The organism is Clostridium saccharoperbutylacetonicum N1-4(HMT), assembly GCF_000340885.1.
GTDB classification, from domain to species: domain Bacteria; phylum Bacillota; class Clostridia; order Clostridiales; family Clostridiaceae; genus Clostridium; species Clostridium saccharoperbutylacetonicum.
In genome coordinates this window covers 1,547,877-1,564,956 of the sequence record NC_020291.1, presented here as the reverse complement: position 1 = coordinate 1,564,956, position 17,080 = coordinate 1,547,877, and the positions used below count along the sequence as shown (strand labels likewise).

13 protein-coding genes are annotated in these 17,080 nt (G+C 31.3%); all 13 read right to left on the bottom strand.

Annotation, left to right across the window (positions count from 1 at the left end; all coding sequences use genetic code 11):
- Positions 1-49 precede the first annotated feature (49 nt).
- Positions 50-904: a nitrogenase iron protein gene (gene nifH, locus CSPA_RS06970; protein WP_015391518.1), complete on the bottom strand. Its 855-nt coding sequence runs from the start codon at positions 902-904 to the stop codon at positions 50-52.
- Positions 905-1,028: 124 nt separating this feature from the next.
- Entirely contained in the window at positions 1,029-1,181 is a 153-nt protein-coding gene (locus CSPA_RS06965; protein WP_015391517.1) for a YezD family protein, read from the bottom strand.
- A 702-nt stretch (positions 1,182-1,883) separates the two neighbouring features.
- Positions 1,884-2,711: an ATP-dependent sacrificial sulfur transferase LarE gene (gene larE / locus CSPA_RS06960; protein WP_015391516.1), complete on the bottom strand. Its 828-nt coding sequence runs from the start codon at positions 2,709-2,711 to the stop codon at positions 1,884-1,886.
- Between the two features lie 76 nt (positions 2,712-2,787).
- Positions 2,788-7,020, bottom strand: a complete 4,233-nt coding sequence (locus tag CSPA_RS06955) for an acyl-CoA dehydratase activase-related protein (RefSeq protein WP_015391515.1) — start codon at positions 7,018-7,020, stop codon at positions 2,788-2,790.
- 66 nt (positions 7,021-7,086) lie between these two features.
- On the bottom strand, positions 7,087-8,178 hold the full coding sequence (hisC, locus tag CSPA_RS06950; protein ID WP_015391514.1) for a histidinol-phosphate transaminase: 1,092 nt from the start codon (positions 8,176-8,178) through the stop codon (positions 7,087-7,089).
- 16 nt (positions 8,179-8,194) lie between these two features.
- Entirely contained in the window at positions 8,195-9,283 is a 1,089-nt protein-coding gene (locus CSPA_RS06945; RefSeq protein ID WP_015391513.1) for an iron-containing alcohol dehydrogenase family protein, read from the bottom strand.
- A 46-nt stretch (positions 9,284-9,329) separates the two neighbouring features.
- Complete coding sequence (locus CSPA_RS06940) at positions 9,330-10,085, bottom strand: ATP-binding cassette domain-containing protein (protein ID WP_015391512.1); 756 nt, start codon at positions 10,083-10,085, stop codon at positions 9,330-9,332.
- 18 nt (positions 10,086-10,103) lie between these two features.
- Complete coding sequence (locus tag CSPA_RS06935) at positions 10,104-10,883, bottom strand: ABC transporter permease subunit (protein WP_015391511.1); 780 nt, start codon at positions 10,881-10,883, stop codon at positions 10,104-10,106.
- 118 nt (positions 10,884-11,001) lie between these two features.
- Positions 11,002-12,048 carry an ABC transporter substrate-binding protein gene (locus tag CSPA_RS06930; protein WP_015391510.1) on the bottom strand — a complete coding sequence of 349 codons (1,047 nt, stop codon included), beginning with the start codon at positions 12,046-12,048 and terminating at the stop codon, positions 11,002-11,004.
- A gap of 246 nt (positions 12,049-12,294) precedes the next feature.
- Positions 12,295-13,656: a lanthionine synthetase LanC family protein gene (locus CSPA_RS06925; protein WP_015391509.1), complete on the bottom strand. Its 1,362-nt coding sequence runs from the start codon at positions 13,654-13,656 to the stop codon at positions 12,295-12,297.
- A 112-nt stretch (positions 13,657-13,768) separates the two neighbouring features.
- On the bottom strand, positions 13,769-15,067 hold the full coding sequence (locus tag CSPA_RS06920) for a nitrogenase component 1 (protein WP_015391508.1): 1,299 nt from the start codon (positions 15,065-15,067) through the stop codon (positions 13,769-13,771).
- 2 nt (positions 15,068-15,069) lie between these two features.
- Positions 15,070-16,542: a nitrogenase component 1 gene (locus CSPA_RS06915; protein ID WP_015391507.1), complete on the bottom strand. Its 1,473-nt coding sequence runs from the start codon at positions 16,540-16,542 to the stop codon at positions 15,070-15,072.
- Between the two features lie 50 nt (positions 16,543-16,592).
- A complete protein-coding gene (locus CSPA_RS06910) occupies positions 16,593-17,039 on the bottom strand; it encodes a pyridoxamine 5'-phosphate oxidase family protein (RefSeq protein ID WP_015391506.1) in 447 nt (148 codons plus the stop codon).
- Positions 17,040-17,080: the final 41 nt, after the last annotated feature.

Genomic DNA, 17,080 nt, shown 5'->3' with positions numbered 1-17,080 from the left:
CTAATGCTGCTTTAGGTATTTTAAACTTTATACTCCAAAATTATTTAAACTAAATGATATACTCAGAATCCAAATCCATTAAGCCATACTCAATTAAAATTTCTTCAAGTCTTTCTTGAGTCATTGGTTTTGGAATTACAAATAGTTTGTTTTCCTCTATCTTTCTTGCTAATTCTCTATATTCATCTGCTTGTTTATCTTCTGGATTAAATTCTATTACAGTTTTCTTTCTTATTTCAGCTCTTTGTACAACATTATTTCTTGGTACAAAGTGTATTAATTGAGTTCCAAGTTCCTTTGCAAAGGCTCTTAATAGATCAAGCTCTCTATCAACATTTCTGCTGTTACAAATAATTCCCCCAAGTCTAACTCCGCCTTTTAATGCATACTTTTGGATTCCTTTTGATATATTATTTGCTGCATATAATGCCATCATTTCTCCACTTGCAACTATATATATTTCCTTTGCCTTACCTTCTCTTATAGGCATTGCAAAACCTCCACAAACTACGTCACCAAGTACATCATAAAACACATAGTCTAAATCCTCTGTGTATGCTCCCAATCTTTCCAACATTCCAATAGAAGTTATTATTCCTCTTCCTGCGCAACCAACTCCAGGTTCTGGCCCACCAGATTCAACACATTTTATTCCTTTAAAGCCTTTTTTCATTATGGCGTCTAATTCTATATCTTCCCCTTCTTCTCTCAAAGTATCTAAAACTGTTTTTTGAGCTAATCCTCCTAATAATAATCTTGTTGAATCTGCCTTAGGGTCACAACCTACTACCATTATATTTTTACCTAATTCCGCAAGTCCTGCGGTTAAATTTTGTGTAGTGGTTGATTTTCCTATTCCTCCTTTACCGTAAATTGCTACTTGTCTTAATGTTTTTTCTGCCATTTTAAAATTCTCCTTTTTATATTGTTTTTAATAAAATAAAAGAGGATATACTTCTTTTATTAAGAAGTACATCCTCTGGTTCTCCAGTCAGATTACTATAATACCACTATTAATTATTCTCTTATTATTTCATTCGTATTTTTTCATTTTTATCTACTTGTATTATTACTCCATCTTGAATTATTAGTGTCACAGACCCATATTTAATTTTTTCAATCATTTTAAGTATTTCTTTAAGCTTTTTATCCTCGATAATTTGTTTTTCATTAATCGCCATAAAACATTCCCCCATACACTTTAAATTATAAAAAACTTATTCTCTCTAAATTTGAAGATAAAACATTAGTTTTTGTACAAAATCCATAATAATATTTTGTTATTTGAATAAATAAAATAAATAGCCCCACTATTATATTCATCCAATATCTTTTTACTCGTGTTCTAATATGATTTTTAATATAAAAAAACTACCTCCATATTAAACAGAGGCAGACAATATCCGCGGTTCCACTCTGATTGTTATGAATAAATTTATACATAACATCTTCTTTTTGCTATATCGGGCATTCCCGCTAAGTCTACTATAACTTGGCCAATAATGTAAAATAGATAAGCTTAATTACCTGTTACTTTATATACCTGTGTTCAACTTAGTGCTCCAGGATGCATTCTATTAAGTTCCATTTAGAACTCCTTCCAGCTCTTTTAAGAATTCCTCTCTAAAAACTTTCCTTAATATACTTATTCCCTTCATTGCTTTGTCTTATAATAAATTATATGATTTCTTTTTCTTATTATTCCTATTTATTTAGTATGATTTATAAAAATAATTATATTCCATATTGGGACTATTAGTCAATATAATTTTATATTTTTATAAAATTTTCTCAATTCATTTTGTAGATACAATTTTTATTTTTTTATACAAACGATAAGCAAAACCTGCTTATCGTTTGTATAATCAGATCAAAATAAAATCTCACGCATTGTTTTTTTCTTCCGCTGTAAGAACTTCATTCATACTCCCTGTTCTGTATCCTATTACATCTAAAGTAACATAAGAAAATCCTATTTTTTTGAACGTCTCTCCTATCTTATCCATTACAGAAACATCAAAGAATTTAACTCTTTCTTCAGGAGAAACTTCAATTCTAGCTATTTCTCCATGATGCCTTACTCTTACTTGCCTTATGCCTATATCTAGTAAAAACTGTTCTGCTTCTTCTACCATTTTAAGCTTTGGAATTGTAATCTTTCTTCCATAAGGAAATCTGGAAGATAAACATGCAAAGGAAGGCTTGTTCCAAGTTGGAATTCCTAATTCTTTTGAAAGTGCTCTTATGTCCTCTTTAGTAAGAGTAGCTTCCTTAAGAGGGCTTATAACTTCCAATTCACTAGCTGCCTGCATTCCTGGTCTGTAATCACCACTATCATCCAGGTTTGAACCATCAAAAACATATTCAATACCATTTTCTTTAGCTACTACCCTTATCTTTGTAAAAAGTTCTTTTTTGCAATAGTAACACCTATTTTTAGGATTACTCGCAAATCCCTCAATGTCTAACTCTTCTGAAGATATAATTAAGTGCTTTACTCCAATGTCCTTTGCATATTTAATTGCTTCCTTTAACTCTCTTTGTGGATAAGTTGATGAAGTAGCTGTAACTGCTATAACCTTATCTCCTAATACCTCATGTGCTACATAAACTAAGAAGGTACTATCCACTCCACCTGAAAAAGCAATTGCTCCACTTCCTCTTTCTTTTATATTATCCTTTAGAAATTGAAATTTCTCCTGTAATAACATATATTACTTCCTCCTGTATTTCTAGCACTAATTATATTTTAACTGTAATTTGTATCACAGTTAAAATATAATTTCACTAAATTACTTCTTCCCTTTCCAAATCTTTTTCAGCATTACTTATCATAAGTTTAATACGATTTACCTGGTTTACCATTGACATTCCAGGATCATAATCAATATTTACTATATTAGCCTGTGGATATTGTCTTTTTATTTCTTTGTTAAGACCTACACCACACACATAATTAATGGCACAATTGAAAGCTTGATACAGTACAATATTATTAACATTATCTTTTAAAAGCTCTATCATTTTACCACCAGTCATAAACCAAAACTTACCCTGATAATTTGCAAATGGTGCTATTTGATTTGCACTTGCCTTCATGTCAAAAATAGAATAGAATTTTCTAAACCTTTTAGAAGCTCTTAAAGCTTCATCCATAGGCTTTTCGCATTGATTATAAAAGCTGTCCGATAATTCTTTCATATGTTCACCTAAATCACCTATTAAATAAGTAGACATAAAGCCTATTCCTGGCACAACGACTTCTACTCCTTCTGACTCTAATAACCTTACAATATTGTAACTTCCATTTTCAGCAAAGTTTATAGTTAATTCAGCATCTCCAACAAGCCCAACCTTAGGCTTTTGGATATCTAATAACGGAATATTATCAAACTCTTTAATGATATTTTCCATGTTAATTCTAAAATCACTTAAGGACGTATTTTCTATATTAGGTTTTATTTTCTCTATCCATTTTTGATGTAATCTATCTATTTGTCCAGATTTAATCTCATATGGTCTAGTTCTGTATACAACTTTTTCAAATAAATCAGCATATGAATTTGCAAGGGCTAATCTTTTCAAAAGAGGCTCTGTTAAAACAAAACCAGATTTTCTTTCATCTGTCTCATAATCCTTAAACTCTATAGGCATAGGAACAACTGGTACATCTGGATAACCTGCATCATAAATTGCTTTACGCAGTACTGTTGCAAAATTTGCTCCTCTACAGCTGCAATTTGTTCCTGGATCTAAAATCATAATTGTAGTATTATCTAAATCATATTTTCCACTTTCAAGAGCTTCTACTATCTGTCCAACATAATCAATTGGTGGATGGCAATATTCATTATTTACAAATCTCAACCCTTTATCTAATGCTGTTAAGTTTTTCGAAGGCAGCATTACAGCATTATAACCTGACGCACGAAGGGCAATATTCACTAATCCGTTTTGCCTAAAAGGTGCAATGGAAGGAAGCAGTATTGTATGAGCCTCTTTCATTTCCTTAGTGAAATTTGCAAAATTAGGATTTTCAAATCTCTTATATGGCTTAAAGCCTGCTTTTTCTTTATCTTTAATAGACACTTTAAGAGATCTCATACGAATTTTTACAGTCCCTAAATTTGAACCTTCATCTATTTTCAGGACAGTTAAAACTTTTCCATACTGCTCTAAAATTTCTGATATTTGATCTGTAGCAACAGTGTCTAAACTACATCCAAAAGAATTAAGCTGGACAAAGTCTATATTTTTAGACTTTGCAACAACTTTTGCTGCTGCAAAAATACGTGAACCATATTCCCATTGATTAACTAATCTTAAATCTTCGACATCTCCTAACTGATAAATGCTATCTTCTGTAAGAACATGAAAGCCTTCTTGCGTTATAACCTTTGAAATGCCATGGTTAATTTCAGGATCAGAATGGTATGGACGCCCTGCTAATACAATCCCATATCCTCCGTTTTCTTCTATAAGCTTTAGGGTCTCTTCACCTTTTGCTTTTATATCATTTTTAAAAGCAGTTAACTCCTCAAAGCCATGATAAACTGCTTTTTTCATTTCTTCTTCTGTAATTTTATAAGCCTTTAATTCTTCTAAAAGCGTTTCAATTACAGAATCCTTATCAGCTAAATTTATAGCTGGTGTATAATAAGTTATCTCTTCATTAATTACTTCATCTATATTATGCTTTAAAAGATTAGGATAACCTTGAACTACAGCACAATTATAATGATTATCTGCTTTTTCATGCTCCAGTCGTTCATATACTACTGTTGGGAAAAATATCTTTGTTATTCCTTTATTAATTAAGTTCTGTACATGACCATGTGATATTTTCGCTGGATAACACACTGTATCACTTGGAATAGTATCAATACCAGTTTCATAAATTTTCTTAGTAGATCTAGGGGAAAGTTCGATCCCAAATCCTAAATCAGTAAATATTGTAAACCACAAAGGATAATTATCATATATATTTAAAGCCCTTGGAATTCCAATTACGCCTCTAGTGGCCTCAGTCATTTCAAGTGGGCGATACTTAAATAATCTATTATATCTATACTCTACTAAGTTAACCCTTTTATCTTCTTCTTTAATTTGAATTTTTGCCCCTCTCTCACATCTATTACCTGATACAAAACTGCCACCATCAGAGAAAGTCGTTACAGTTAACATACACTTATTTTCGCAAAGCTTGCATCTAGTAAATTCTTTTTCAACTGTAAATTGCTCTAAATCTGTCAGTGAAATTAAACTTGATTTTTCTCCAATTTGATGATTAGCTTTAGCAATCAACGCTGCTCCATAAGCTCCCATTAACCCTGCAATAGTTGGGCGAACAACTTCTAAGCCACTGATTTTTTCAAAAGCTCTAAGCACTGCCTCATTATAGAAAGTTCCACCCTGACAAACTATTTTCTTACCTAACTCTTCTGGTCTTTTTATTTTTATTACCTTATATAATGAGTTTTTTATAACTGAATAAGCCAATCCTGCTGAAATATCTCCAACATTAAACCCTTCCTTTTGTACCTGTTTCACTTTAGAATTCATAAATACAGTACATTTTGAGCCTAAATCAGCTGGACTTTTTGAATTAAGCGCTGCCTTTGCAAAATCCTCTACACTGTAATTCATTGATTTCGCAAAAGTTTCAATAAAGGAACCGCAACCAGAAGAACATGCTTCATTTAGTTGAATAGAGGATAAAGTTCCATCTTTAATAGTTAAGGCTTTCATATCTTGTCCACCAATATCCAAAATGAAATCTACACCATCTTGAAAATGCTCAGCAGCCCTATAATGAGCCATTGTTTCAACTACTCCAATATCTATTTTTAATGCATTTTTTAGTAATTCTTCTCCATAGCCTGTTACAGTAGCTTTTCCTATATATACTTCTTTAGGAAGCTTCTTAAATAAATCAACCAATGTCTCTTTTACTGTATCTAACGGCTCTCCTTTATTATTCCCATAATGACTAAATAAAATATTTGCTTCTTGGTCTATAAGTACTATTTTGGAAGTAGTTGAGCCTGCATCTATACCAAGATATGCAGCCCCACTATGTTCACTTAAAGCTTTTGTAGGTACTGAAGCTTTACTATGACGTTCACGAAATCCTTTTAGTTCATCTTCACTTTCAAAAAGTGGCTCTAAGAAACTTGCTACTTCTAAATTATTTTTACTAGCCTTCTCCAGATTCTGAACAACCTCTTCTAAAGGTACAATTTTATTTTGCTTAGGATATAAGGCTGCCCCTAATGCAACAAATAATAAAGAATTTTCTGGAAAAATTGCATCCTCTTCTTTCACTTTTAAAGTTTCCATAAAACTTTTTCTAAGTTCACTCAAAAAATATAGTGGCCCTCCTAAAAAAGCAATCTTTCCTTGAATCTTTCTTCCAGCTGCTAAACTAGCAATGGTCTGATTTACAACTGCCTGCATAACACTTGCTGCTATATCTCCTTTTGATGCTCCCTGATTAATAAGAGGTTGAATATCTGATTTTGCAAAAACTCCACAACGCGAGGCTATAGGATAAATTATTGCAGCCGTTTTTGCCATTTCATTAATTCCCTGGGCATCTGTATTTAAAAGAGATGCCATTTGGTCTATAAATGCACCTGTTCCACCAGCACAGGTACCATTCATTCTTTGTTCTAAAGTGCCCTTTAAAAAAGTAATTTTTGAATCCTCTCCACCTAGTTCGATAACCACATCAGTTTCTGGAATTAACTTTTCGACTGCTTCAGTACATGATATAACCTCCTGTATAAAAGGAACATCTATAACTTTTGCAAGCCCCATTCCAGCAGAACCAGTTATCCTCATTATAATTTCTTGTTGTTTTCCTACAATTTTAATAGCTTCTTTTAATACCCTTAAAGTTGCATTTTTGACATCAGCAAAGTGGCGCTCATAACTTGAAAATACAATTTTATTGTCAGAATCAATTATAACCAGCTTCACAGTTGTTGAACCAACATCAAGTCCAGCTTTATAATTCATAATGCTTTACCTCCAAATAATTATTATCTGCTTTATCTGTAATAGTGTTTTATACACATATAATAATCATGATATTATTTCTTTTAATACTTCTAATACTTTAACATTTTCTTCATAAGTGCCTATAGAAATTCTTATCCATTCAGGCATCTTAAATTCTACGCCGCTTCTTATGACTATACCTCTTTTTAAAAACTCTTCTGTAACCAAATCCCCATTAAGCTTTGTATTAATCATTATAAAATTACCTTGTGTCTTAATGTATTCTAGATTTAATTTATCTAATTCCTCATAATATAATTGCTTACTTTTCTTATTGTTTTCTAAAACCTTATTTTTAAATTCAAAGTCATCAAGACTCGCCAATGCAGCTACTTGAGCAACCATGTTCACATTAATTGGTTCCTTGACCTTATATAGATAGCTGATGAATTCTGAATCTGCAATTCCATAACCTAATCTTAAAGATGCTAACCCATAAACCTTGGAAAAGGTTCTTAAAATAATAATATTTTTATAATCTCCAAGTAACTTGATAGAATCTGGATAACTTGAATCATCTGCAAATTCATAATAAGCTTCATCTAGAACTACAATTACATCTCTTGAAACATCTTTAAGGAAATTTTTCAAAGTTGTTTCATCAATAAATGTTCCTATAGGATTATTAGGATTGCAAAGCCATATTACTTTAGTATTTTGATTTATTCTTGCTTTTATTTCATCCAAATCTATTTTATGTTCTTTAAGTGAAACCCACTCAATCTTCCCTCCCATTTGAAGGGTAACTGATTGATACCACCCAAAGGTAATTTCCGGAATTATAGATTCTTCTCCTTTATTTATAAAAGCTTTAGCTATCAAAGATAAAAGCTCAAAAGATCCGTTTCCAAAAATAAGCTGATCTCCATTAACCTTTAGGTCTTTAGATAATCTTTCCCTAAGAAGCGTTACATCAAAATCCGGATAAAAAGAAAGTTCATTAACAAAATTTTTAACTGCTTCCTTAGCTAACTCAGAACTTCCAAGTCTATTTTCATTACCTGCTAGTTTGATTATTTCAGTTAATCCAAGTTCTCTATTTACAGCTTCCAAGGACTTTGCAGGCTTATAATTTTCAATTAAATCAAGCTCTTCTCTATATTTTAAATTTGACATATTTCTATACTCCTTTTTATGATATCTCTCTTCCTATATTATCTGCTTCCAATATAGCCTTTTTAATAACATCACTTGTTAATTCATAGTTTATTCCTTTATAAAATCCACTCTTTTTTGATACATCTTCTGCAATTAAAGTAATCTTTTCATCTATTTCATTTTCAATTCCAATTCCTTTTAGGGTTATCGGAGCATCAAAGTTCTTAAACAAGTTAAAAGTTTCTATTAACTCAGTTTTTGTTTTTCCTTCTAATACGAGTTGAGTAAGAATTCCAAAGGCGACTTTTTCTCCATGAAGTTTATTTCGCGTTTCTGGTATTCTTGTAGTGCTATTATAAAATGGATGTGCTATCCCTCCATAAAATTCATTGCTTTTTATGCTATTAACTAAACCTGCAATTAAAATAATTGAATCTACTATTTGTTTAAAATCATTTAAATTATCTTTCCTATCTTTAGAATTAAAATATTTATTACTTTTTTCCAGTAAAATATCAAAACCTAATTTAGCTACTTCAGTTTGAATTTTTAATTGTAAACTGTCATTATGGTTTTTCAAGTTAGGTTCTGATTCATACCATTTTGCAAGAGTATCAATAATTCCAGCTTTTAAATATCTATCTGGTGCTTCAGCTAATATTTTTGTATCTGCTAGAATTAAATTTGCTGATTTTTGAGTCTCAAAAAAATCCACCTGATTTCCATCTTCATCATATATAATGGATACAGCTGCCCAAGAAGCACAGGTAGCTGCAATTGTTGGTATTGCAACAATTGGTATATTCAACCTGTTTCCAACAGCTTTTGTGGTATCTAAAACTCTTCCTCCTCCTATTCCAATAACAACATCAATTTTTTGTTCTTTTCCAAGCTCTGAAAATTTAGCTATTACTTTTTCTGTTGGATATCCTGAAAATTCTTTTATAGTAAAAATAATATTATTTTCTTCAAAACTCTTTGCAATATTATTTTCAGTAATACTTAAGGCTGTTTTTCCTCCAATTATAAGTGCATTTCCCCCTAATTCTTTTACATAATTCCCTGCTTCACTAATAATTCCTGGTTCATTTACATATTCATATGGTGTTTGTATTAAGCTCATTCACATCTTCCTCCTAACTAATAATTTCTCAACACAAATTAATACGTTATATAGCATATTCAGCTTGTACTTTTCTTTCATCTGATAGATTAAGAACTTTATTTAAAATGCGATTCTCAAAATACGCAAAATCATTATCCTTTATTCGCGGCCTTGCAAGAGTAATATCAATGTTCATTTCTATTTTTCCTTTTTCAATTAATACTACTCTGTCAGCTAAAGTTACTGCTTCACTAACATCATGGGTAACTAATATTACTGTAAAACCTTTCTCAAGCCATATTTTTTCTATTAATTGCTGCATTTCAATCCTTGTCAAAGCATCCAAAGCACCAAGTGGTTCATCAAGCAGTATTAATTTAGGGCTGCTTGTAAGTGCCCTTGCTAATGCAACTCTTTGCTTTTGGCCACCTGAAAGTGCATAAGGCCATTCCTTTGCTTTGTCTAAAAGTCCAACTGCATTTAATGCATTTTCTGCTAAGTCCCTATTATTCTGAGAACCTATAAGCACATTATCCATAATATTTTTCCAAGGCAATAATCTTGCTTCTTGGAATAAGTATCTTACATTTTCATTTTGTTTATGAGAGATTTTATCATCTAACTTAATTTCACCCTCTGATGGTTTATCTAAACCCGAAATAATTCTTAAAAGAGTACTTTTTCCACAACCACTTTTCCCAACAATAGCAATAAATTCTCCTGCCTTTATTGATAAACATAAATTTTCTAATACTTTAACTTTGCCAAAATATTTATTCAATTGTTCTATTTTAATTTCTATCCCATTATCTTCTGACATTTTATTTTACCTCCACTATTACTTACTAAATGCTGGATTCCATCTTAAAACAATTCTTTCTATTACATTTGCTACAAAATCAGATAGTTTTCCAAGAATAGCATAAATTATTATGCTTAATACAACTACATCCATCTGCAAAAGTTCTCTGGCTGTCATTGCCATATAACCTATCCCAGTATCACTTGCAAGAGTTTCAGCGGCAATTAAAATAAGCCACATAATTCCTAAAGAATGTCTTAACCCCACAAGAATTGATTGTAAGGCTCCTGGAAAAATAATATTCTTAAATAAAGTAAAACCTTTTAAACCATAAATCTTTCCCATTTCAATAAGCCCCTGATCTATTGAAATTATTCCATTGTACGTATTTAAGTACATTGGGAAAAATACGGCTAATGCAACCATAACAACTTTTGCTTCTTCTCCTATACCAAACCATAATATTATTAATGGAAGTAAAGCTAGAATTGGAATGTTTCTTATCATTTGAATACTATCATTTAGAAATAATTTAGCTATTTTAGATAGGCCTGTAGCTAATCCTAAAAAGAATCCGATTCCTCCTCCAATTAAAAGGCCTATAAATGCTCTTTTAGAACTTATTATCATATTCTTTTGCAGCTCCCCATTTTTAACTGTTTCAACAAATGCATCATATACGCTAATTGGAGTCGGTAGTATACTGGATTTTATTAATCCATTGTTTGAAAATACATACCATGCTATTAAAATTAATATTGGAATAATCAATCCTAAGGTCTTAGAAAAAATATACGTTTTTTTGTCTTTCTCCATTTATTTCACCTCATTGAAGATAATTATAATTTTAAATAATGTGCAAGTTTTTTATAAATATCTTATTGTATTTATAAAAAGCCTTGCACATAAAATGATTTTACTTAGAAATAATGCTTTATTTACTCAAAGCTTTCTTTAGCTCGTCATTAAGCTCATTAGTATAAAAATTTTTAACATCTTGTTTATTTTTTATAAGACCTACTGAATTAAATACATTTGATAAGTCCTGCTGGGATGCTATAACTTTATCATCAACCAAAATCACTTGACTCTTAGTTTGTGCCTCTTGTTTTTTAAATACGTCTAAGCCATCTTCTTCTGAAAAGCCTTGTGGTTTTGCTGATATTTTTGCCCATGCTTCAGCATTATCTCTTTTCCATTGATTTGCTTTTTCTACTCTCGCTAAATAATCAATAATTGCAGCTTTTTTTCCTGAATCCTTTAAAGCTGTAACAGAAGCCTCATAAGGAAAATATCCTGATAAAATATCTTGTGCACTTTGAAGCGTAATTGCACCATTTTTATGAGCTGCAATTATAGAATTTCCATAACTTGCAAAAGCATCTATCTGCCCTCCAGCTAAAGCCGTAACACCATCTGCTGTTGACATTTGTTTAGCATCAACATCTGACCATTTAAGTCCAACTTTTTCCAACATCTTTATTAAAAAATATTGTGCTGTTGTAGCATTTATATATCCTACTTTTTTACCTTTTAAATCTGCAACGGTTTTTATTGGTGAATCCTTTGGTACAACTAATTCTTGTAGCAAAGTACTTCCATGATTAACTGCAACTATCTTGAAATTACCTTGATTTTGAGATTCTGCTGCAAAAACAGGAGGAGTCTCACTTGATCCAGTTAAATCTATTTGATCTGCTGCCATTGCTTGAAGACATAAATTTCCACCTTGGAAGGTATTATACTCAACCTTATATGGCGTATTATCAAGTCCTGCTGCTTTTAATTCCGATTGATATTGAGACCATCCAACTTCCCCAAATCTCAGTGTGACTTTACTTAAATCCACTGAATCGCCAGTCCCTGCTGTTTTTTGCTTGTCATCAATTTTTCCAGAATTGCTACTCGTTGAGCACCCTGTTATTCCAAGCGTAACTACCATAATGATACTTAATAATTTTACAAACTTTCTTTTCTTCATTTTACATAGCCCCTTTTTATATTTTTTAATTAATTCAACAAACAAACCTAAAAAATATTAATTTATATAAAAAAAAGAAGACATACTTCTAATGCATTTTAGAAGTATATCCTCTGGTTATCCAGTCAGATTTATTTTTATCTAGATTATTCATATAAGTTTACTATGAATTAAAGTATATATACTTTTTTAAGGTTTGTCAATATTATTTTCAAAGTTATTATTCAAATTTTCTCATATATATTTCTACCTATATAATGGATACGGATCATCTAAAGCTCGTGCTACCTGAAATTTACCTTCTTCAGCTAAATATAGCTGAAGTAATGCCCAACCTATACCTGCTGCTCCATTATATAACCCAATAGCTGTGCTTACTCTATCAGGACTTACTCTATCTATTGCCTGATACCATTTTGTTTGCAATTCATTGTTTTCATAAGAATGATATGCATATCCAAGAAGTTGTTCCCCAGTACGTATAGCATATTCCAAATATTTCTTTTCTCCATTTTCAGCCCAAACACCTAAAAAGAGATTCGTCATTCCTGATGTACCACAACATTGATTGTGAGTATACCAATAACCTGGCGAGTGCTTTTCTGGTGCTCCAGTTTTAATTATCCCATTAATTAGTTTATCGTGCCATTGGATACTTTTAGGGTCATTTGTTATCTTATATAATTTATAAAAAAAGCGAGCAGTACCAACTGGTCCATGACAATATCCTAAATAGAACAGATTCCGTACATTTGGAAGTGAGTATGGCATTAATGCTCCATCTCCATCTTCTAAAGCGATAGCTTCATAAAATTCTTGAAGACCTTCTACAGCTTGAAGAAAACTTTTATCTCCGCTTTCTTCATATAATCTTAAAAGAGTATAGCCTATTCCAGCTGTTCCCATAGGAAAATTCGGATCAATATAATCCTCTGTAAAGCCAAAATAAGCAGGATCAATCCCTATATAATATCTACCACCTTTATCATATTTTTTACTTTCCGATAAAAAGGACTTGCCTGCTATTATAGCAAACTCTTTCCACTTACTTTGATTAAGTTTATCTGCTGCATATAGTAAAAATAATAAAGTTCCTGAATCTCCTACAATACCTTTATATGCAGTTGACCAATAAAATCCATTTCCATTTACAGCTGGTTTTGCTTCTTTTATTATTTTTTCTATTATTTCTACTACTAAATTCATATAATTTATATCTTTTGTTACATTGTACAATTCTAGAATTACGTAGCCTACTCCTGAATAACCAGTAGAAAATGCCCACTTTGAAAAATTCTTCCCCAACTCTTGATTATTTTTCCAACGATATAAAATATAGCTTGCTGCTTCCTTACATGCCTCTAAATATTTCTTATCACTTGTTACCTTCCACAATTGAAGTAAATAGTGAATTATTCCTGAGCTTCCAGCATATAAACATATTTCATCATAATATATATCTTTTCCTTTACTTGCATCCTCAAGAGACCAATAAATCCCATTAGAAGTAGTTACCCTTCTTGTTTCAATAAATGCAGCTATAGCAATTGCTTCTCTCAAGTAATCTTCCTTTTTGGTCTTTTCAAAAATGCTTTTTTCATAACTCATAATATCCTTCCTTTCTTATCAAATAATTTTAATAAATTCTATGATTCTCTTATGAAAAAAGAATATGCCTCTGTTTTATTAGAAACATATTCTCTATCTAAATTTTGATTCTTTAATTAAATCTAGTAAGAACCACAGAATAAATATCTTCTAAAAGTTTAAGTCCTCCTGCATATCCTACATATGAGCTATTTATAACCAATCTTTCATTTATTGGCCATGAAATAGACAAATAATGAGCATCTGTTTGTTTTGCCACTTTCTTTTCCCAGGAACTGCCTAATATTAAGGGATACCCATGATAATCTGTATTTCTTATTTCATCATGAATTTTATACCCATCAACAGAGAATTCAACTTCCGCTTCTATATCATAATTTAATTCTTTAAAATAACCTTCTATAGATTTCCTATATTTTTCTGGAGCATCATCAATAATATATTGTTTAGCCGGAAATAATCCTAAATCATTAACTAAAAATTTTGTTATTGCAAGAGAATATTGAGAATCTGAAACCACAACAAAACGTTTTGCCATTACACGAGTTTCTAGGAATACATCTGCAAATCTTTCTATATAGTAATAGTATTCTTTTTCCTGCTTCTCTATAATTTCCTCTACTTTTTTCTTATCAATTTTAGCAAACTCTCCAACTGCTCGTAAAAACTTACTTGTCTCTGCTGCCCCTATTGGTAGTACTGGATAATGAAGATAAGGAGTTCCAAATTTACTTTCAAGTTTTTTAACATTATTTAATCCAAGCCAAGGTGAAACTAAGAGATTAAATTCAGCTTTAGGAACTCTTTTTAAATTTTTAATTCCTCTATCATGTCCAAATATAGTATTTGGTATTAAGCCTAATTGTTCTATTAGCTTTTCTAATTCTCTCAAATTTCCTAACCAAAATGGATCGTGCAAAGGAATTCCTGCCCAAATATTAACAAGTCCTTTTATCTTTTCATCACTTGACTCTAAGTATTGATCTATAATAGCGTCAATTACCCATTCATGACCTAAATAATTATTTCCTTTAAATCCAGGTGTAGATGAAAATATTACTGGCTTTCCCTTTTCTCTAAAAGAACGTGCAATTTCTTCTGCATCATCACCAATAACCTCTGATGTACAGCTTGTTAATACTACATAAAGTTCAGCATCTATTACCTTTAGCGAGTTCTCTACTATTTCTCTTAATTTTTTTTCTCCACCAAAAACTACTTCTTTTTCACTTATATTTGTACATGGAAAGATATTGTGAGAAAAATGTCCTGAGTTTCCTGCACCTCCTCCAAGTTTAGCACCACATCCTGGGCCTGCATGTAATATTGGTATAGCACCGTCTATTGATTGCACAGTCTGCATTGCTGCCAAAGCGCATTTATATCTTGGTTGATCTAATATTTTAGCCATTTTTATTTTGCCTCCTCTAGTAAGAACGTTGAATTTTCTTGTTTGTACCACCATTCTGTATAAGGAAGTTTAACTCTAGCTGCTAAATTTTTTTCAAAACTTCTGTTTTTAATTGTATCTAAAACTGTATAAGCAAAATCAAGAGTACCCTTATATCCAAAAATCATATATTCATCATTAACACATAACGCTGCTGCGCCCTGCTTAATTGCCCAAACTGTAGTCCCTGGATGACGAGAAAAATATATATCTGGTTTATAATGGTTTATTATATTTAATATTTCAAAATTTTGTTGGTCTGCTACACTAACTTTAAAGTTAGATGTGGAATTTTCACTTAAATATTTAAGCGGTGCTGGCATCTCATCATTATCATGAAGTTTATCATGATGCCATGAAGCAGCCCATACAACTTCCATTCCTAATTCTTGGAGAACCCGTGATACTTCATATGTGTATCCTGGTCCCATTCCTAGTACAGCTTTTAATCCCTTAAGCTCTTTTTTAACTTCTTCTATTTTAGGAATGTAAATTGCTCTTTCCCTTTCAATATAAGCTTCTACTTCTTTTTCTTTACCAATTGCTACTCCTATTCCTCTGAGCCAAGTTTCAAAACCAGCTACTCCTAATGGATTAATGGTTTTTACATATGGAACTCCATATTGCTGCTCTAATCCATTCCCTAAATATGAGCCAAGAACTCCACATATACTTACTGTTGCAAGTGCTTCTGAAAGGTGTTCCAATTCTTCTACTGTAGAATTTTGATAAAAAAATACTGGTTCAACTCCAAAATTACTAAATATATCAATAATTTGTTTTCTTTCACTTTCATAGAAATTCTTAAAATTAATTTTATTAGTTTTCTCTTTTGGTGGTTTTACTATACTGCTTAAAACTGCATGGTCTGATGCATCAAATCCTGTTGCCCATATTCTTGATCTAAAACCTTCACAATGAACAGCTGCCACCGGAATATCTTCTGGAAGTTCTTTTTTAACTTCTTCAACTACACTGTCAACATCTTCACCAATTATTCCTGATACACACGATGTACCTATGAATATAGCTTTTGGTTTATATCTATTGTAAGTTTCTAATATTATTTCTTTGAGGCTTCCAGTAGCCCCAAATACAGTATCATTTTCATCCATATCTGTTCCCAAAAATACAGTATTATTTGAAATACCTCTTTTGGTTGCCAACTGATTATTATTTACATTTACACCTGATGCAACTGCTGTACATCCTGATGGTGCATGATTTATTATTGCTACATCTCTTATTCCTGATAATTGCCCTAAGGCACACATTGCATTGCACGAGCTTGATTGACTAAAACATCTCTCCTTATTTTTTAACGTTCCACATTGGGATTTATTTACGATATCATGGAGATCACCATTATATCCTGTAATAGAGCCCAAACGACTTTCTCTTGTCCCAACTGCAGATATTTTTAAATCTATAGCCACTTATAATTCCTCCATATCTTAAATTATTTATATTTATTTTATTAATCAACTTATAATTTAATTAGCTGTTCTCTAGGTGATTGCGTATAATCAGCTAACTTTATAGCTTTTGCCTTAACCACATAAATTGCTGACTCTTGAAATTCTCCATTTGATACCTTATCTTTTATTACAGGATAACGCACACTTATTGCTTCAATAGCTTTATCTAATTCATCTTTTTCAGTTACTTTCGATGCATCTCCAATTATTGAGACACTTTTAAAGCTTTCATAAGGTTGCCCTTCCTGCTCAAAATAAAAAGTTACTATTGGATTTGAATTTATATGCTTCACTTTGTCAGCTTCTTTTCCTGTTAAAAAATATATATTTGCTCCTTCATTTGAAAAGGCTCCAATAGTTCTAATAAAAGGCACTCTATTTTCATCTACTGTTATTAATAACCCTAATTTTGATTCTTCTACATACTTTATTGATTTTTCAATTGCTTCACTCATATTTATCCTTCTTTCATATTATTTTATTGTTAAGGCACATA